Raw genomic sequence first — 18,966 nt, forward strand, 5'->3', positions numbered from 1 at the left:
AGGTATTGGCTTGGCAAAAATTCAGAAATAACAAAAACTCGAAGGTTAATTGGCAATTCACAACCGAGGATGCAAGAATAAAATTGTCGCGCCTTTATCCGACACTTGAGGATTGACGCGACACTAGGCTTCCGGTGAGTTCATCAGGCTGAGCGCATGCAGCTGGTATAAATACCAGGCAAAGAAATAAACTTAGTAACTGAAATGCTGATTTTAACGCTGTACTTTTACGCATATTTCTGGCTCCTTTCATTTAATCATGAACTTATCCCAGAACTCAAAATTACTTCTCTATATCTTATTTTGTAAGTAACTGGTCGAGTCTCTGGATTCTGGATTCCAATCTCATATTTCACGCCTGATTGAATTCCAAACATTACAACTTCTTAACATCTATATAATCTGTATTACCAGAGTCTCTAACAATCAACATTTTAATCAACTTTATAAAGCTCCGTGATTGGATCTGTGATTGGATCCGTGATTGGATCCGTGATTGGATCCGTGATTGAAATTAAGGAGTATGCTGAAAACGTCATTTCTTGAAGTTTTAATGTCAGCAGCATATAGAAACGAAATCAGGTTTCGGATAAGCTCTTTAATAGAAGTTTCTAAAATAACTTAAAACTTGAAATCGTTAAAAAGCCTAAGAAAGCTGAAAAAAGAGTTTAATAATAAGAAAAAAACCTAAGAGCATGTCTTAAAATTAAATTTGGTTCTATAATCGGGATAGGACTTACACACTTGAATTGCAAAACATGCAACAGAAGTAGGCATTATCAAATCCCAAATCCGGAAATCCGGCTGGAATTTTGCAGAGACTTTCGGGTATGAAACTAAGTACAGGAGAGAGCAGGTCTTGAAGTTGTTAAAAACACATTACTTTGATGCTGTTGCTATCTGTTGCAGGGACGATCAGAAAGTAGAGGTAGAAGATTCGGTTTTTCTAAAACGAAACGTTCCTGCGGGAGATTATCAGCAGCGGAGAGGGAAGAGATCGGAGAGGGAAGAGATCAGAGAAGAAAATACCTATCGGAAAGCTTTTTGGGCTCAGGAAATTCGATCATGTAAAAACGGAAAAAGGGATCGGGTTCATTCGTGGCAAACGGTCATCCGGTTTCTTTACTTTGTGTGATATTTTTGGCAACATGATAATTACAAGTGTTAATATTAAGAGAAATTGCAGGAAACTGAGAGCGGCTAGTACAACATTAGTTCAGATGGTACAGATGACGCATTCCTTCCCCCACTGAAGTGAGGGAGATCCTGCTAATTTGTCCTGAATTGCTGAACAAATTTACGGTATGAATTTTAAAGTTAACATTGCCATTATCCAATTGTATGAATAGTTTGAATTTTAAGACACGCTCTTAGAAAACACTTTTATTACAGGCCGGAACAAAACGAAAAGTTTTGAGAGGTTATTCTCCCGCAGATTTGTATATTATGAGAACTACAAAAAAGAGATGTCCTACGTTATAATACTTTATAAATTTATCGGACTGCCTGGTTTATGAAAAATGGAACATGTGTGTTTCAAAAACAAAACCAAGTCGGATAAACATTGTGGTTAAATTTCAAATATTGGGCAGTATCAAACCTATATAATTTATTATTTATAAAAACTCCAGTAGCGCCACTCATTGGATTTCAAATCATAAGATTTATATGTAGTCTTATCTCACTTTTTTGGGTGATCTGTTGACAGGCTCTAATTCAGTAAACTCACGTAGGGAAGTTATTTTGACTTCTACCGGAAAAGAATACATTGTTGAACGCTTGAAAGATAATTCTCCTGGTACTGGAACCTTACTTTCCCATATTTTGATAGAGGAAGCCGAAGAGGTGCCCTAATGACAACCTACTACATAAAGCAGGGGAATAACAAAGTTCACGAAGCAACTGTGCCACCTGGAACAACTATCCTCACCCTGGAGTTGAACTGGGGGAACACACAAAGTAAACTATCCCTTACTCCCTACGACCCTGACGGAACCAAGATTGGTACATACTATGATGAGGACGATTCCAAAGGTATAAACGGTAAAATAAGCGTCAGAATATCCTCTAAAAACGGTTTGGAATCGGGAGTCTGGAAGTTCAAGGTAAAAGGAGTGTCTGTACTTGAAAAAGAGGATTACAAGTTTGATGCCTTTGCGCATCATTAAGCTTCAAAAAAAGCTTATCCTCTGTTTACTATTTTTTTCATTTGTTCTTTTAATATCAACATCTGAGGCTCATGAATATATAGTACAACTCGTTCCAAGTGATCAAGTAGGAGTCCCAATTAACGGAGAAGAAGTAACAAAGCTTGAGATCACTGAAATATCCTACTGGCAGTTTCTGTTATGGCTGGGTACGATGTATATCTTAGCTACAATTGATCTTTTCTACCCTCAAAAGCTATTTTTCTCAATACTCGGATATCGAATTGTAAACCCTGGAAATGTACTTGAAAATTCCAGTCGTTTTAGAGTTTATGGCTATATCAAAACCAAACCTGGAGCATACATTAGTGAAATTGTAAAACAGATTGGTTTAGACAGAGAAATAGTAAAATATCACATTAAAATCCTTACAGCTAAGAAAAAAATTGAAGCCTATAAAGACGGCGGGAAGACAAGGTATTTCGAAAATATTTTAGTTTATAACGAGAACGAAAAAAAAGTTATTTCTGCTCTTCAAAACCTGACGAATAAAAGAATAATTTCGGAAATAATGAATGAAAAGTGTAATACAAATGTAGCTCTTGCTCGTGAAATTGGAGTTTCCAGGCCAACAGTTAGCTGGTATGTTAAAAACCTCAGAGAAACTGGCCTGATAATAGAAACAAAAGAAGGAACAAAAATAATTTACAGAATAAATCCTGTATATAAACTCCTTATTGAAAAGTATATAAATACCTTAACAGAGAAAACAGAGCCACAACCACTCGCAGTAGTGACTTAGAGCATGTCTTAAAATTAAATTTGATAATACGCTTGAGATAGGACTTAAGCATTTGAACCAAAAAGCGGTAGAATTAAACCGTTAAATGTATAAATTGTAATTTTTGTCTGAATTCTAAAGCACACCCATGCGGCAGTTCTGTCTCATGAAGTGTAGCTATGTTGCAGAGAAGATGAGGGTGGACCACTCGGACCTGCTATGCAGGTAGAGATTCCAAACCACCACAAGCCCCCTTTCATCATTCCGAAACCCTTACCACGTACTGCTTGCTATGCAGGTAGAGATTCCAAACCACCACAAGCTGCTTTGGTCAAAGGAGCCTGAAAGATATCTTAAACAGTTATCTCTCCTATGGAAAGGGACTGACCTTCCGCATAATCAGCGTAGAGTTCGACTTCAACAGTAGGCCAGGGCTGGACGTTCACACTGTATGTTTCCGTAAACTTGCCATCCAGTGTGAATTTGAACGTGTAATCCACGATTTCAAACCCCGGAACCCGAAACCGGGATCAGCTTAGTAACCTTAGTTCCGCATTTTTAGGCGCATAAACGTCTCTTGATATCGGAGTGTGCGCTTAAATTTAAGCACATAATATTAGGAGCAGAATTTCAAAATCGTGGTCAAATGACCTCGCATATATTCATTACTACACCTATGCGCTTAATATTTGGGAACTAAGGGTATAACCATATTCACTATCTTGGGTCGTTCTTGTCACGCTCGACGCAGGAGAGCGGCTTTCAAAGGAAAAAGAAAAGAAAGAAGCAAGGCCAAAAAGTGAAAAAGCAAAGCCAAAAAGTGAAAAAGCCAGATACTCTGTCAGGATGCAAATAGAATTAAAACTCTCTGAAAAACACTTCTTTTCAATTTTCTTCTTTAGTCTCAATTTTCTTTCATTTTGAGAAGAGCCGCCAGACAAGCTGGCGAAGGCGCTTATATTTATTTATAAATTAAAAAGTGGCTTCCGAACTTAAGGAAAGTATTCTCTCATCCCGTGGACATTTTTTCAGCTTATTGTCTCTTTTTGTTGTGGGGTCGTTTTGTCGGTTGTTTTTTATCTGAGTGGAAGGCCGGCTCGGGTCCGGTGCGGTGCAGGGAGAGAAAACTGAGATATTCTCGATCTAGATCCCGGAGAGATATGCCAATAATCAGATAAGGCAACAAAAAAGGCAACAAAAAAGGCAACAAAAAAGGCAACAAAAAAGACAACAAAAGGTTTACTGTTAAATTTTAGCCTTTACAGTACTTTACAGTAAGCAGCTCGTTCCTGTTTATTAGCAACTTACAGTTACAGATGGATATTAAAATCCACTTTCTTTCCCCGTTATCTTCTCAATTTCGATCTTAATCACACACAGCCTGTTAACTTTCCATGCTTCAAACTCAAACGGCCCCTTCTTCCCGTAATGCTTGGAAAGCACAGTAAGCCCCTCAACTTTTTCATTGTAATCTTCCAGAAACTTTGCTTGTCCGTGCCCGATAACGCTCCTGTAGCGGACATTGTACTTGCAGGGGTCGTCAGCAGTGATCACTTCGGTTTCGATGTCAGCTTCGAAACAGATCCTGGGGTTCTTTTTAAGGATATCGATTTTCCTGCCCTCCCGAGAGCTGTGCAGGTAGATAGCATTTTCCTTGTAGCCGAAGGACATGGAGACTATGTATGGGGTTTCGGAATCGGAAAGGGCAAGGCGGAGGAATTTTGCAGTTGAAAGGATTTCTTCGATTTGCTGCTGGTCTCGGATGAGTTTCTGGCTTCCCATTGTTTCACCTGAAAAGGGGTTTTTGCTGAAAATGCCTGTAAAATGATAAATGCCTGTAAAATGATAAATTACTGTAAAATGATAAATTACTGTAAAATGATAAATTACTGTAAAATGATAAATTACTGTAAAATGATAAATTACTGTAAAATGATAAAAACAATAACTCAAATTGATAGTTCTTCATTTCATAAAATATCATATGCGAAACGTTCTCATATAAAATGAGATGTCTTTTATAGATTACAGTCCTTACAATTGCAATGGAGAAATAATAATGAACATAAAAAAAATGATCAGTGTAACCATATCTCTTCTTATTTCGTTATTGATTTTGATCCTGCTTTTTATGTACCCGCCAAATACGTTCATGTAAAAGAAACAGGTTCCCTTCTGCACTCTTTTATGTATTCTGATCCAATACCCCTTTTGTCCAGTATCTTTGCCCAGATTCTTTACGTATATTCTATTACCCTTTATGTAGATTCTATTAACCTTACTCTTCCGCCCGTGCCCTCTAAATCCGGCTCCATCTCAACAATATACGTATAATCTGAAATCTCCGAAAGCCCTCCTGCTCCGCTGCCTCCAACGATCAGCGAATAGACCTTTGCGTTATACTTCTTTTTTGCCTCTTCCCAGCGAGCCAGAACCAGCTCGTCAGAAATCTCTGACTTTCCATCCGTGATAAAAAGCAGGTCTGCACCCTGAAAGTCCTTTTCCTTAAGGGACTTAAGGCCTGAAGCAAGTGCGGTATTGAAATCCGTCCCGCCGCCAAAGGTGTAGAGGAGGAAATTCAGAAATTTCTCGGACATCTTTTTCCTGCTGCTGAGCTCGATTTCCAGGTGCTGGCTGGTGGATGCAAAAAGGATAACCTTCATGTCCCGCTGCTGGGAGAGCATCAGCTTTGCCATGGCAAGCACTGCAGATTTGGCAAGGGTCTGTGGTGTCCCGTGCATGGAACCGGAGGTATCGACGAGCACAATCATAGGGCCTCTCGGCTTTATTCGGGGAGGACCGGTATAGTGTTTGCCAAGCAGCTGGTAGCTCAGGAGTTTTCCTTCAAGCATATCAGCATAGAACTTCCGCTTCAGAGCCGGGTTAAGGAGCTTTGCGGCTTCCATTGGCAGGAGGTTATTTATCGAGTCTGAAAACCGCACAGTCTGGATCCTGTTTTTTCCAAAAGGAGAGTAGCGTATGCGGTCAGCAGGGGGATCAAATTCCCGCCTGCCTATAAAATTCACGATTCTTCTGAGGTCAGGATTTTTTTCAAAAAAAGCTGAGTAATTTTTCAGCATCTTAAGCTGGACATAAAACGGCTCTTTTTTAAGCTCTTTTACGGAATAACTCCAGTTCCTGCCAGGGAAAAGAAGGGCAAGGGTATCGAAAAGGTCCAGGTTTTCTTCCATTTCAGAAACGAATTCCTGCATCCTGCAGTACAGCCCTTCCAGCATCCCATCAAGAAAACTCTGGCAACCGTCCTTTTGCATGAAACTGAGGACAGCTTCATAAATGTCGGATTTACCGGAAATCGGGGAAGGGAGCTGAGCATTCCGGGTTGATAAGTCCTCTGAATTCCTGCTTTCCCAGAGAAGGAGGGTTTGTTTAAGGATTTTTTCAAACTCCCTGAGAATGGCTTCGGTTTCGGCGTCAAGCCCTTTGAATAAATCTGTTTTCGAACCGCCGTCCCCGGAGGCTGAAAAGCGTTCCATAAGGTCGTAGATTAGAGGAAGAAGAAGCTTCAGGCAGGCAATTCCTGCTCCTCTGCTCCTTTTTGCAATCTTCTGAAGCCCGGGCCAGGGCCTTGAGTTTCTCAAGGTAAGAAAAATCGGGTAAAATGCCCCGAAAAGCCCTATGAACCTTTCAGCATCTTTTATTTCGTACGGCTGCTCAAAGAGAATTTCAAGGGCTATCACTTCGGCTATTTTCTCACGCAGAGAGCGGGGAATCGTGCGGGGGTAAGCAATAGTGCTTCTCAACTCCCCTTCCAGCAGGGAAGCTGCCTGTTTCTGGACAGAAAGAGCCTCGTGCCAGAGCCTGTTTCTGGAAAAAAAAGAATATGATTCGGGGGAGGCTTTATCCAGATTGCTCAGAAAACCGGCTGAATCTTCCGTACCAACACCTCATATGCTCATCTGAGCTTGAATCTGGACCCGAGCCCTTTAATAAAACTGCCGGCATTGCTGCCCGAATCAGGTACCTGGCCTTTTGCTTCCAGTTTTGCGGCATCGGAGTCTGAATATCCTGATTTTGCAGACCTGAAATCTCCGGACCTGAAATCTCCAGACTTGAAATCTCCGGAAATGGATTCTCCGGACCTGAATTCTCCGGACCTGAACTCTTTATTCTGTAGACCCAGCAGGGCTTCGATTTCACCTAGCAGGGCTTCAGTTCCGGAAAGCTGTGCACTGCCGGTGTCATGCAGGAGCAGGGCTTCGTTTCTGTCCGAAATTGAAAGCCAGATATTTGCATCCATCAGGTTTCTTAACAGCTCCTTTTCTTCCTCAAGCCGTTGTTTTACTCCGTTTACTTTGCCAGCCAGGGTTTTGAATTCCTTTTTAAAAACCTCTCTCTGGCTTTGAGACAGGGTATTTTTCTTTCCCGACCGCTCATGGAGAGATTCAATTTCCCTTACCAGGTTATCATAAGGATAGATCCTCGAATTTCCTTCCTGCTTATTTCCTTCCTGCTTATTTCCTTCCTTCCTTAGAGTATAGCTGTGGTTCGGGCAAGCAGTATGGTGAACTTCCAGGTTCTCTCTAAGCTGGAATTCTTCCCCGCAGCTGTCGCAGATAACTCCAACGGGAAGTTCGTTTTTCAGGGCAATATTAAGGGCGGTTTTCAGGTCCTCAGCGTCCAGACGAAGTTTTTCGGTATTTGTTCCGCCGGAAACAACGAGTTTAAAGACCGTCTTCCTGATGGTTTCCCGCTCTTCGGGCAGGTTCCAGAGCATGTGCTGGAGCAAAAGTGCCATTGTCCTGTCAACAGCCGGACACCCGCTGCTGTAGGCTGCAACCTTCAGGACCTGGACAATCCTTTTCCAGCGCCTGTCTGAAATCTCGATCTCCTGAAGCTGGAGGTTCCTCCTAAGTTCCGTGATTATTATTTCAACATCAGGGTCAACAGGCAGTGAGTTTGCGCTTTTGCGGAGCTTCTCGATTTCTGAAACCTGAATGGTTACAGCGGGTCTGAAATCCTCAGATTCTCTGAAAAGAAGGCTTTTGAAGTTTTCATCATCCTGAATATATGAGAGCCTGTACCGGAACAGGAAACGGTCATAAAGAGCTTCCAGGCTTTCATCCTCTTCCGGAAGCTCGTTCGAAGCCCCGAAGACCGACAGCAGGGGGACATCGACGATCTCCCTTCCGTTATGGTATTTTCTTTCATTCAGTATGGTCAGGAGGCTGTTGAGGATAGCGCTGCTTGCCTTAAAAATTTCGTCCAGTAAAGCAATATGAGCAGTTGGGAGGCAGCCTTCGATATTTCTCCGGAACTCGTCTTCTTCGAGAGCTTTTAAGGAAAGAGGTCCGAAAAGCTCTTCGGGGGTTGAAAAGCTTGTTAAAAGGTAATTATAGAAGTTCCCGCCTTCAATTATCTGGCAGATGCTTCTGGCAAGCTGGGTCTTGGCTGTACCGGGAGGTCCCAGAAAGAGCAGGTTTTCGCCTGAAAGGACAGCAAGGAGAGAGCCGTTGATCTCAGCTTCGCGTTCTTTAAAGTAGTCTGTAAATTCTGATTTTACCTCATGAAGAATTTCTTTCAGGTTCATACCTCCCGGTTTTGTAATAGTTATGAAATAATTCGGCAATGAAATTGTTTCAGTTATGAGATCGGTCCGGGATAAAAGAGTTTTTTGAAGGGTGTTTTCGGTCTGTTTTTTAAGTCTTTAGCCTGATTCTATTTTAATTCTTGCAATTATGTTTTGTCCCGGTCTTCACAAAGCTTACCCGATGCAGTTTCACAAGTTCAAAGGCTGTGCGAAAGGAAAAAATTAATTCATCAAGTTTTTTTTTCGCATTGATATCTCTGATTAGTTATTTTATCTCTTCCGGAATCCGGAAGGGAATCTATCTTTTTACTCTCCCTGCGCCACACCGGGTCTGAGCCCGCCCGTCAGCCAGATAAAAAGCGCCCGACAAAACGACACCGAAATTAAGAGAAACAATACATTGGAGAAATATTCCAGGGCTGAGATAATCTATCCTTTACATCGAAAACCTGTATTTAATTCACAGGTAAATATAAGCGCCTCCGCCAGCTTGTCTGGCGGCTCTTCCCAAAAAGAAAGAAAACAGAAGAAAAATAGATTAAAAAACGACATGTAAAAGAGTCTTTTTCAGATATAACTTAATTCTGCTCCGTTTGGTATACTTACAGGTTTTTTGTTGCTTTCCTGTGTCTAGTTTTGTTGATTTTTTTGTTGATCTCTTATGGCTTCCCCGGTCATTTTTATCTATTAGTTTCTTACAGCGTTTTCAGTAGTTTTCACTTTCAGGATCTTATTTTCTCTTCTTTTTTATCTGAAAGCCGCTCTCCTGCGTCGAGCGTGACAAAAACGACACGATATAGCGAACATGGTTGTACGAATCAGAATATTTCTTATTAGTCCGCTTGAGTGAAACGAAGCGAGTGAAATGGACTGCGGGTTCCCAACTCGTAATTCGGGAAGCAGAACTCGAATTTTTAAAAAATATCATCCATGTGACCCTGGAAATTTACAAAGAAGATCTGGAGTACTGGAAAAACTACGATTAAGTTCTTTTTCCTTTCCCTTTTTCCAGAGTGAAACAGGCTTAAATAAAAAAAATGTAATTAGGTCTTATGTATGAGCTTGTCTCCCCGGTAAACCCCCTTGCTGTCCTGAGGTACACGGGACATCTTTTGCTGGTCTTTTCAGCAGTCCTGCTTGTCCCTATGCTTGCAGCATTTGTTCTCGGGGAAACGGCTGCAGCCATAATTTATGGGAGCAGTGCCCTTATAACTGCAGGAACGGGGGTTATACTCCAGAAAGTGCTTCCGGATTTTGAACTTGAAATAAAAGAAGCCCTGATCCTTGCAGCTATTACTTTTCCACTTTGCTCTTTAGTTAGCGCAGTGCCAATGGCGCTTTTTACCGGAATGCCTTTTATGGATGCTTTTTTCGAGTGTGTTTCGGGCCTGACAACAACAGGCTTGAGCCTTGCCCCGCCTTCTCCTACAAGGCTCTTTTTCTTCACCCGCTCCTGGCTGCAGTGGGTAGGAGGAATAGGCATAATCGTGCTTGTGCTTGGAATCCTTATTCGCCCGGGGACTACGGCATTCAGGCTTTACAGAGTAAACTTCGGGGAAAGCCGGATCCGCCCCAGTGTAATTACAACTACCAGGGCACTTGGTACGGTTTATTTTGGCCTGACTCTGCTTTCACTGACACTCCTGCTCCTCAGCGGCATGCCTTTTTATGAAGCTGTCTGCCATACCCTGAGTTCGATTTCTACAGGTGGATTTTCAACGCAGACGGCAAGCATCGGGGCATATGGGGGCTTTTTGATCCCATTCCTGATAACAGTTTCCTGCATAATGGGTGCAATCAGCTTTTCGCTATATCCGGAAGTCCTGAAGGATCCCTGGACTCTTGTGAGAGATCCGCAGGTAAGGTACATGTTCGGGCTTGCCGTACTCGGGACAGCACTTTTTGCTTTAACCCTTTCAGGGGGAGCAGGCGGGCTTGAACTGCTACACACACTGCCTGATGCTGCTTTCCAGGTAATCTCAGCCCTTACTGGAACCGGTTTTTCCACTATAGACATGGCTCCCCTTTCAGATGCTTCAAAAGGTTTTCTCAGTGCAATTATGTGCATAGGAGGCAGTATAGGCTCAACCACAGGCGGGATTAAGCTTTTCCGGTTGATTGTAATAGTGCAGCTCATAAGACTGGTTTTCTACCGCTTTTTTCTCCCCAGGGAAGCAATTACCCCTCTCAAGGTAAAGTCGCAGGTAGTTGATTCCGACGAAGTCTACCGCATCATGACCTATGTGCTGCTTTATTCAGTTGTGCTCGTGTTATCCGCTTTCATTTTCATGCTTTACGGCATAAACTCAGCAGATGCTATTTTTGAGACTTCAAGTGCTCTGGCTACGGCAGGGCTGTCAACAGGCGTGACAGCTCCCGGCATGCCGTCTCTCCTGAAGTTTGTGCTCTGTGCTGATATGCTGCTTGGAAGAGTAGAGATAATTCCGCTCTTCATCCTGCTCCTGCCCAGGACGTGGCTTGAAAGAAGGAGTAAAACTGGGGAAAACATAGTCAAAGCCGAAGAAAAAAGAGTCCAGGAAGATACAGCCTGAAAGAAATTTATTAGAAGAAGAGAGTAGAATAGATTAGAAGAGAGCAGTAGAGTAATAAAAGTTAAAAGAGAGTAGAAAAGTTAAAAGAGAGTAGAAAAGTTAAAAGATTAAGAAAAAGCACAAAGGCTACGAAAAAAAGAAAAAGCACAAAGGCTACGAAAAAAAGAAAAAGGTTCTAATAAAGGAAAATAAAGGAAAGGAAAGGAAAGAAAAAAATGAGAGTAATCATTATTGGAGCGAGTTCCCTTGGGATGCACCTGACCCGTACGATGATTCAGCAGGGAAATGAGGTTGTCCTTATAGAAAAGGAAGAGGAAATTGCAAGGCAGCTTGCTGAAGAACTTGACTGCACCGTAATCAATGCCGAGGGCACCCACCCGGACATCCTTGAAAAAGCAGGAATGGATTCAACGGATGCAGTTGTGGCTTGCACCAACCATGACCAGGACAATATTCTGATAGGTCTGATTGCCCAGGAAGCAGGAGTGAAAAGGGTCATTGTCAAGACCGACGATACAAAGTTTATGGAAATTGCAAAAAAGCTGGGAATTAGCTCTGCGATTAACCCGCCTCATATCTCCTCAACCATTATTTCTGATACCCTGCGTGGAATTGATACAATCGAGCTGAGCAACCTTATCAGGGCTGATGTCCGTGTAATTAGCTTCATTACAGGGGAACAGCATGCCGGCAAAAGGATTTCTGAAGTCCAGTTTCCAGAAAATACCGACTGTATCGGGCTTTACAGGAAAAATGACTTTATCCTTGCGCGTGAAGACCCGAAGCTTGAAGAAGGGGACGAGCTTCTCATAATCACACGTTCGGGGAATATAGACAGTATTTATGAGAAACTTCGAGAAGCATAACCCTAGTTTTGCCTCGCCCGAGTTGCCTCGCCTGAGTTGCCTCGCCTGAGTTGCGCCACCCGAATTGCGCCTCGGGAGTACGCGGTCCTTTTCGCTGCGCTCAAGAGGACTAAACGATGGGTTATGCAATTATCTTCATTTAAGAGGACTGAATTACAAATATCTCTGACCCGTACAACCTTATTCGCTGTATCAAGTCGTTTTTGTCACGCTCGACGCAGGAGAGCGGCCTTTCCAAAAAATAGAAAAAAAGAAGAAAACGTGCATGAGATTCCTTGAATAACAGGCTCAAATAAATGAAATTGCTTGAAAGCACTTTCATGCCAAAGCACTTTCATGCCAAAAGCCCAAAAATAAAAGTCATAAAGCAAAATTGAAGTCACGTCTTATTTTATTGATTTTTCCTGCTTTTTCCTCTCGATTTCTTCTTTCGTCGTCCTTCTTTTTTTGAAGAGCCGCCAGACAAGCTGGTGGAGGTACCTTATAACGTGTTAATTTTTTGGCATTTATCTTAATCCTTTTAGTTTTATTCTCATTTTGAAGCTTTATTTATGGAAGTATAGAAATATTTAAATACAATTAGTTATTAGTTGATTTATCAACCATTGATATTTTAATTATATGATTTTGTATAATTGAAAATTCAATGTGTTTTCATGATAATTCATTATGCTCCTAACAATTATAAGCAAGTTTTTCGGGTCAGGACCTGAGGGTTAGGGTCTGGTAGACTCCGTTAAAAAAGGATGATAAAAAATGGATGAGGCAACACTGAGTAAGATAATTCTCCTTTCAATGGAAAGAGATGCTCTCAATAACCTGATTTTTAAGCAGACCTTTCAAAATAAAATTGCAGGTAAGTTCAGGGAACTGAGCAAGAACCAGCCATTGGTAATTAAAATCATAGGAATAGAAAGAGAAATTATGCCTTCAACGCTTGGAAAATACACCGGGATGGAGAAGAGCAGCCTGACGAGGATGGTTGATGACCTGGAAAAAAAAGGGATTGTGTTCAGAAAAACAGATCCCGATGACAGGAGAAAGGTGCTTGTTTCCCTTACTGAAAAGGGGTTTGATTATTATAACTGTTTAAACCGGATTACCGCCGAAATGGCTGATGAAATCCTTCAGTTTGTTGACGATAAGGACGTTGAGGATTATTTGCACAGCCTTGAGACCATGGTAAAACTCATGCGGAAAATAGATTCCAGTCGTACTGCCTGAATAAGGTGGCTGCAATCTGGTTATAGAGAATTACAGATTAGAATTACAGATTAGAATTATTATCGATATGAAATTATTGAGCAATTGAAGCCATTAAATAATGAAGATTGTCAGATGGATCACATCTCAGCGCGTGAAAGATGGAGGAAACCGGAATGCCTCTTAAGCTTATCGAGAACCTTCAGAAACTGGGTTTTACAGGCAATGAAGCCAAGGTTTATGCGTCACTTGTCTGCCTGAAGCAGGCAAAAGCCAGCGAAATTGCAGAAAATGCGGGAGTTCCGAGACCTAAAATCTATGGAACCCTCAGAGGAATGGAAAAAAAAGGCTACGTCAGGATTATTGAAGGCGAACCAACCTTTTTTTGCTGCGTCCAACCAGAAGTGCTTATTTTAAGGATAAGGGCCGATTTTATGCTTTCTTTAAGCGAAACCGCCAGTGAACTGGAGTCTCTGACTCCTGGAAGCAATAACTTTACTTCAAGAAATTTCAATGGGGAAAAGATCAGAGTCTGAAGAATAAGAGAAAACATTTTTTCTCGCTCAATGCAGAAAATACTTCTCAATTTCTTATTTTTGGATCTAACGGACTGAAGGGAACTATTATTTATATTTTTAGGGAACTATCTGGACATTAATAACTTTGTAGATTAATAACTTTGTAGAATAACCAGATAAAAATTTAAAGGTAGGAATGCATGTCCCTCAGTACTAACCGGAACGTATGGCAGTTTTTGGCATTAACAACCATACTTTTTACATTGTTTTTTGCGATACTTTTCTATTTTGAGGACATTTTCATAGTCCTTATTGCAGGTGCAATCCTGATCCTGATTGTGGAAAAAGTAATAAAGGTATTCAACAGGTGCATGGACAGGTTTCCGAACTTTAATAGAAAAGTGGTGGGTTTAATCCTTCTTACTGGTGCAGGGCTTATGTTCCTGTTTCTTGTGGGCAGCCAGGTACAGGGTATTGGAGTTCTTATAGGGGATTTCAGTAACATACAGCAGGATTATGCAAGCGGAGCTTCAGCCCTTTTTACCGAACACGAGTCCGAGCTTTCAAGGCTTACGGATTCCGGCGTTGTCAAACCCCAGGACCTGCAAAAAATAGGAAACACCATCTTTTCTGGAATTGCTGATCTGATTTCGAAGGTATCATATTATTTTTTTACCGGTGTATTGATAATCCCTCTCATGTTTGGTGTATATTTCAAGCACTATAATAAAATAGGAAATTACATTCAAGCTTACGCTCCTCCAAAACATGCGGATGGTATTTCCAGGGCTTTAAAAAGCATAGGTAGTGAACTTGAGGATTTCTTCAGTGCAAAAATGATTGAGTCTGCTATTGTAGGTCTTATTTGCTGTATAGGGTTTTATCTGGCAGGCATTGAAGGGTGGCTTTTCCTGGGCATTCTGGCAGGCTTCCTAAATATTATTCCCTATATCGGCCCTTTTCTTGGAGCAATACCTCCAGTTATTGTGGGTTACATCGATAGTCCGATGACAGCTCTCTTTGCAGTGATAACGGTTATTATTGCCCAGCTTATTGACAACCTTTACCTAATTCCATTCATGATCTCGGAAAAAGTGAATATTAACCCGCTCTTAAGTGTGGTTCTAACTCTTGCCGCCTCCAAGCTGTTAGGCCCTCTTGGCATGGTACTCGCAATCCCTATATACATCATATATAAAATAATTATTAGAGAGTCATATAGGGAACTGGTTAATATATATCCTGAAGATTAATGATCTTATATTCTGATGATTAATGCTCTTATATCCTCACTACTAATGCTCTTATATCCTCACTACTAATGCTCTTATATCCTGATAACTAATGCGCTTTTCTGACTCCTGAGGTCAACCCTCCTTGTGAAATTGGGGGTTTGCTGATTACAGGGTCAAAAAGTACAGATGTATTTCTTATATTTTTTAGAACACAGAAAGGTTTAAAAATATATTAATAGTATCTGTACATAATTATTGGACTGTTGATGCATTGATTTTTGAAGAATGACAGCTTTGAAGGAGCCTGAAATATGATTGAGGTAAAGGGTCTTTCTAAATTTTACAGACAGACAAAAGCAGTAGACGGTGTAGACCTTTCTATCAGGAAAGGTGAGCTTTTTGGCCTTCTGGGCCCAAACGGCTCCGGAAAAACAACTATGATCAAAATGCTTACAGGGCAAATAAAGCCAACCTCCGGCACTCTTAAGGTACACGGAATAAATGTGCTGGAAGATCCCCTGCGGGTCAGGGAACTTATAGGCGTAATTCCGGAACAGGAGACACCCCCAAGTTTCCTGACTGCAGAAGAGTACCTATACTTCGTTGCAAAGGTAAGAAAAATGGAGCACTATGAAGAGGCCTGTGAGAAGTGGTTTGAGTTCTTCGATTTTGGGGATCAGAAAACCTCACTATGTAAAGACCTTTCAAGGGGCACAAGGCAAAAACTGATGTTTGCCCAGGCTTTTCTGCATGAGCCTGAACTTGCCATTATCGATGAGCCGCTTATTAATCTTGATCCTGTGATGCAGAGAAAAGTTAAGGACTTCTTACGGGGTTACGTGAAAAATGGGGGAACTGTTTTTATTTCCACGCACATCCTTGAAATCGCAAAAGAGATCTGCACAAGTATCGGAATCATTTACAGGGGAAAGCTGGTCTATACAGGCCGCCTTGACGACCCTGAGCTTCAAGACAAAAACTTAGAAGAGTTCTTCCTGGAGCTTGTTGGCAAGCGGAAAGGGATTTCAAAAGATATTTTGGAAGAATCTCAAAAAGGGATCTCGGCACTGGCCTGATATCACCTTGTAAATTATTGTGAGGTTTTTCTTAACAAGTGTGAGAATAGTAATTATAAAAAAGTAAATATAAAAACATACGTATAAAAATATATGTATATAAATGTAAGTGTGAAAAATCGCACGCACGAAAATAGCGAGTACCAAAAACAATAAATTGCAGGGATTTTATGTTTGACATCTTCAAAAGTATGATTAAAGAAGAGTGGCGGATGCACTCAAGCCTCTTCGGACACAGCGGTTTTGCCCTATTTCCAGTCTTCATTTTTCTGTTTACATTTTTTGTAAGCCTGGTCCTGCCTGTGTTCAGGGAGATCGTTACCGATGCCCAGATAGCTCTCGGGATGCATTATATCTTCCTGCTTGTGGGGGGGATGGTAGGGGCTTTCGGGCTTCTGGGCCGCGAATTTATGAACCGCCGCTTCGGGCAGGCAAGCCTGATTGCATATTCCTCAAGAGTGCTCCCTGTTTCTGAAAGGTTTATCTTTGCCAACTTCCTGGGAAAAGATGTCGTATATTATTTTATCCTCTACATCCTGCCCTTTGTTGCAGGCTTTGCCCTTGCTGCAAAATTTGTTCCTGCGGGAAATTTCGGTGCTTCTGCAACTCTTCTGACTCTTCTTCTGACCCTTTCCATTTCTTTTATGATCGGGATTTCTGCAATATTCTTTCTGTCTACTGTTTATGCACACTCAGGAAAGATCTTGCTTTTATGCCTTCTTGCTGCTTCTCTGCTCCTGCTCCATATCTCCGGAAACTTTAACCAGGGTACCCTTTATAGCCTGCCAAGCCTTTCCTTTTTCCTCGTTCCGTCCGAAAACCAGCTCCTGCTTTCCGGGGTTCTGATCCTTGTTCCTTCAGCTCTATCGCTTATTTTCCTAAAAATCGACTTCCCGCAGGCGCAGAAGAGCTTCTCCAACTCTTTTTCAAAGCTCTGCAGATATCTGGGTTCATACAGGTATGCAGCCTTTGTTGCAAAAGATTCCCTTGACCTTAAAAGAAGTGAAGGTGGACTCGGGAAATTAATTTTCTCTTTCGTGCTGCCTCTTCTGCTTGTCTGGACTCTGCTGTCAGCTCTCGGAAAAGTTATACCGGCTTTGAGCACACTTACGCTTTTTGCCCTGGTACTCGGCGTGCTTTCATCTTCAATGTACAACTGGCTTACCGAGTACGATATTTTTTCGTCCTATGCCTTTCTTCCCCTGAAGGCATCTGATATGATTAAGAGCAAATTGAACAGCTACCTTATTCTCAACCTTGTCCCACTTGTAATTCTCACACTGCTCGCCCTTAAAAAAGACCCCATGTTCCTGATTCCGTCCCTGACACTCTTCCTTACGATCTCACTTTATATGGTTTCGGTACTCGTTTACCTGACCGGGCTTTCCCCCTCCATTAATCTCTACAACGGGAAAATCTTTGCCCTTTATATGCTTTCAGTCATGCCACTTCTGATGCTTAATATAATCTTGTCCATGTTTGGTCCGTACTATGCGCTTATGGACCTGCTGCTGATCCCTGTTGCCCTGTACATACTCGGGAAAGGTTTCAGGAAATGGGACCGCAATGAGTGCCGGTGTTTTTAAGGATCAGCAGTTTTTGAGGACCTGTATTTATTCTCACAAATGGAATAAATTACGGGTTTATCGCCTTCATGGATGCTTTTTTACGTTAACCTTTAAGATGTGTATTCTTTTCATCCATTCTGTTGAGGGCTGGGAACCCTGATCGGTTTTGTAACTCCTATTGGAGAATTTATAGTGTGTCTATAGTGGATCGAAGTCTATAGTGGATCGAAGTCTATAGTGGATCAGAGACTCGAAAAAGTACAAAAGAAGGGATAAGAAGAAAAAAACCTGAAAATGAATTTGACATTTCTGGCGTAGTTGGAAAGTTGAAGGGAAAAAGATAAAGTTTATTGTCTTCCAAACTTTTTACATTAGATTAATTAAATATGTCATTTATAAAATATATTATTGCATCTATATAATTGGGTATTGAGTATAATATACAATAATTTTAAAATTAAACGAGTGGGGTGAAGATCATTAAAAAATTCAGTTTTTTTGTAATGGTAGTGCTTATTGCAGCAATGTTATTTGCTTCCGGCTGTTCTCAAAATGTACCTGAAAAAGATACAATTGAAGAAACAGAAAGTGAAGTGACAGAAGTGGTAACTGAAGAAGTAACCGAAGAAGCAAATGAAGCAGTAACTGAAGGATTAGGGGAAACAGAAGGGGAAAATGGATACAACCCTGTCATAAATCCTGATGATTTTGTTGAGGTTATAGACAATCCTTATTTTCCGTTGACTCCAGGCACAACTTTTGTCTATGAAGGTGAGGATGAAGACGAAACGATAAGAGATGAGGTTTTTGTAACCAATAAAACCAGGACGGTAATGGGAGTAAATACAATTGTTGTCCGGGATCGGGTATTTGAAGATGAGGAATTGGTTGAAGAGACTTTTGATTGGTACGCTCAGGACAAAGACGGCAATGTCTGGTACTTCGGGGAGGATTCCAGAGATTATGAAGACGGAGAAGTGGTAAGTACTGCAGGTTCCTGGGAAGCCGGGGTTGACGGAGCTCAGCCTGGAATTCTAATGAAAGGGGATCCTCAGGTCGGCGATACTTATCGGCAGGAATACTATGCGGGTGAGGCCGAAGACATGGCTGAAGTTCTCTCTCTGAACGAATTGGTTACCGTTGCTTACGGTTCTTTTGAGGATTGCCTGAAAACAAAAGAATGGACTCCGCTTGAACCTGGCATTGAGGAAAACAAATATTATGCTGCCGGAACAGGTCCGGTTATGGAGATTGCGGTAAAAGGCGGATCAGAAAGGCTGGAACTTGTAGAAATCATCACTGAATAACAGGATTAACGACAGTTCAGAACGGGTTTGCAGAAATCAAGTACAGATATCAAGTACAGATGAGCCAGAATTTAAGACCTGTTATAGGGCTCATTATAAAACCCGTTCTTATATTTCCAGACGTAAATATTCAGACGTAAACGTTGGCGGACCCTGGTTAATTGG

At 41.5% G+C, this 18,966-nt stretch carries 16 protein-coding genes and 1 pseudogene; 13 read left to right on the plus strand and 4 right to left on the minus strand.

Going from position 1 to position 18,966, the window contains the following annotated elements:
- From PHF18_RS09675 to PHF18_RS09685, 3 genes and pseudogenes are all read left to right on the plus strand, one after another.
- Positions 1-116: pseudogene (locus tag PHF18_RS09675) on the plus strand (IS630 family transposase); the annotation flags it as partial.
- Positions 117-1,853: 1,737 nt separating this feature from the next.
- On the plus strand, positions 1,854-2,168 hold the full coding sequence (locus PHF18_RS09680; protein WP_300101808.1) for a hypothetical protein: 315 nt from the start codon (positions 1,854-1,856) through the stop codon (positions 2,166-2,168).
- Entirely contained in the window at positions 2,125-2,949 is an 825-nt protein-coding gene (locus PHF18_RS09685) for a winged helix-turn-helix transcriptional regulator (RefSeq protein WP_300101811.1), read from the plus strand. The genes PHF18_RS09680 and PHF18_RS09685 overlap by 44 nt, the downstream gene beginning before the upstream one ends.
- A gap of 332 nt (positions 2,950-3,281) precedes the next feature.
- Here the strand turns inward: PHF18_RS09685 and PHF18_RS09690 are convergent, their stop codons facing one another.
- The 3 genes from PHF18_RS09690 to PHF18_RS09700 all read right to left on the minus strand — a co-directional run bounded on the left by PHF18_RS09690 (position 3,282) and on the right by PHF18_RS09700 (position 6,689).
- A complete protein-coding gene (locus PHF18_RS09690; protein WP_300101814.1) occupies positions 3,282-3,428 on the minus strand; it encodes a hypothetical protein in 147 nt (48 codons plus the stop codon).
- Positions 3,429-4,251: 823 nt separating this feature from the next.
- Positions 4,252-4,710, minus strand: coding sequence for a pyridoxamine 5'-phosphate oxidase family protein (locus PHF18_RS09695; RefSeq protein ID WP_300101817.1), 459 nt, complete (start codon positions 4,708-4,710; stop codon positions 4,252-4,254).
- 476 nt (positions 4,711-5,186) lie between these two features.
- The gene (locus tag PHF18_RS09700) at positions 5,187-6,689 is read right to left on the minus strand and encodes a VWA domain-containing protein (protein ID WP_300101819.1); all 1,503 of its coding nucleotides are present in this window, start codon (positions 6,687-6,689) and stop codon (positions 5,187-5,189) included.
- Here PHF18_RS09700 and PHF18_RS09705 point away from each other — a divergent pair.
- On the plus strand, positions 6,679-6,849 hold the full coding sequence (locus PHF18_RS09705; protein ID WP_300101822.1) for a hypothetical protein: 171 nt from the start codon (positions 6,679-6,681) through the stop codon (positions 6,847-6,849). The two genes, PHF18_RS09700 and PHF18_RS09705, sit on opposite strands and share 11 nt — an antisense overlap.
- Here PHF18_RS09705 and PHF18_RS09710 read toward each other — a convergent pair.
- Complete coding sequence (locus PHF18_RS09710; RefSeq protein ID WP_300101825.1) at positions 6,842-8,476, minus strand: AAA family ATPase; 1,635 nt, start codon at positions 8,474-8,476, stop codon at positions 6,842-6,844. The two genes, PHF18_RS09705 and PHF18_RS09710, sit on opposite strands and share 8 nt — an antisense overlap.
- 842 nt (positions 8,477-9,318) lie before the next feature.
- Here PHF18_RS09710 and PHF18_RS09715 point away from each other — a divergent pair.
- The 9 genes from PHF18_RS09715 (at position 9,319) to PHF18_RS09755 (ending at position 18,801) form a co-directional block, all read left to right on the plus strand.
- A complete protein-coding gene (locus tag PHF18_RS09715; protein WP_300101827.1) occupies positions 9,319-9,462 on the plus strand; it encodes a hypothetical protein in 144 nt (47 codons plus the stop codon).
- A 66-nt stretch (positions 9,463-9,528) separates the two neighbouring features.
- Positions 9,529-11,028 (plus strand): TrkH family potassium uptake protein, encoded by a 1,500-nt coding sequence (locus tag PHF18_RS09720; protein WP_300101830.1) that lies wholly within the window; start codon positions 9,529-9,531, stop codon positions 11,026-11,028.
- Positions 11,029-11,243: 215 nt separating this feature from the next.
- The gene (locus PHF18_RS09725; RefSeq protein WP_300101833.1) at positions 11,244-11,894 is read left to right on the plus strand and encodes a TrkA family potassium uptake protein; all 651 of its coding nucleotides are present in this window, start codon (positions 11,244-11,246) and stop codon (positions 11,892-11,894) included.
- Positions 11,895-12,650: 756 nt separating this feature from the next.
- Positions 12,651-13,118, plus strand: coding sequence for a MarR family winged helix-turn-helix transcriptional regulator (locus PHF18_RS09730; protein ID WP_300101836.1), 468 nt, complete (start codon positions 12,651-12,653; stop codon positions 13,116-13,118).
- Between the two features lie 155 nt (positions 13,119-13,273).
- Positions 13,274-13,633: a TrmB family transcriptional regulator gene (locus PHF18_RS09735; protein WP_300101839.1), complete on the plus strand. Its 360-nt coding sequence runs from the start codon at positions 13,274-13,276 to the stop codon at positions 13,631-13,633.
- Between the two features lie 182 nt (positions 13,634-13,815).
- On the plus strand, positions 13,816-14,868 hold the full coding sequence (locus tag PHF18_RS09740) for an AI-2E family transporter (protein ID WP_300101842.1): 1,053 nt from the start codon (positions 13,816-13,818) through the stop codon (positions 14,866-14,868).
- Between the two features lie 293 nt (positions 14,869-15,161).
- The gene (locus PHF18_RS09745) at positions 15,162-15,926 is read left to right on the plus strand and encodes an ABC transporter ATP-binding protein (RefSeq protein ID WP_300101846.1); all 765 of its coding nucleotides are present in this window, start codon (positions 15,162-15,164) and stop codon (positions 15,924-15,926) included.
- A gap of 170 nt (positions 15,927-16,096) precedes the next feature.
- On the plus strand, positions 16,097-17,512 hold the full coding sequence (locus PHF18_RS09750; RefSeq protein WP_300101849.1) for a hypothetical protein: 1,416 nt from the start codon (positions 16,097-16,099) through the stop codon (positions 17,510-17,512).
- Positions 17,513-17,964: 452 nt separating this feature from the next.
- Positions 17,965-18,801: a hypothetical protein gene (locus PHF18_RS09755; protein ID WP_300101852.1), complete on the plus strand. Its 837-nt coding sequence runs from the start codon at positions 17,965-17,967 to the stop codon at positions 18,799-18,801.
- Positions 18,802-18,966 lie beyond the last annotated feature (165 nt).

The organism is Methanosarcina sp., assembly GCF_028693135.1.
In the GTDB taxonomy this organism is placed as follows: Archaea; Halobacteriota; Methanosarcinia; order Methanosarcinales; family Methanosarcinaceae; genus Methanosarcina.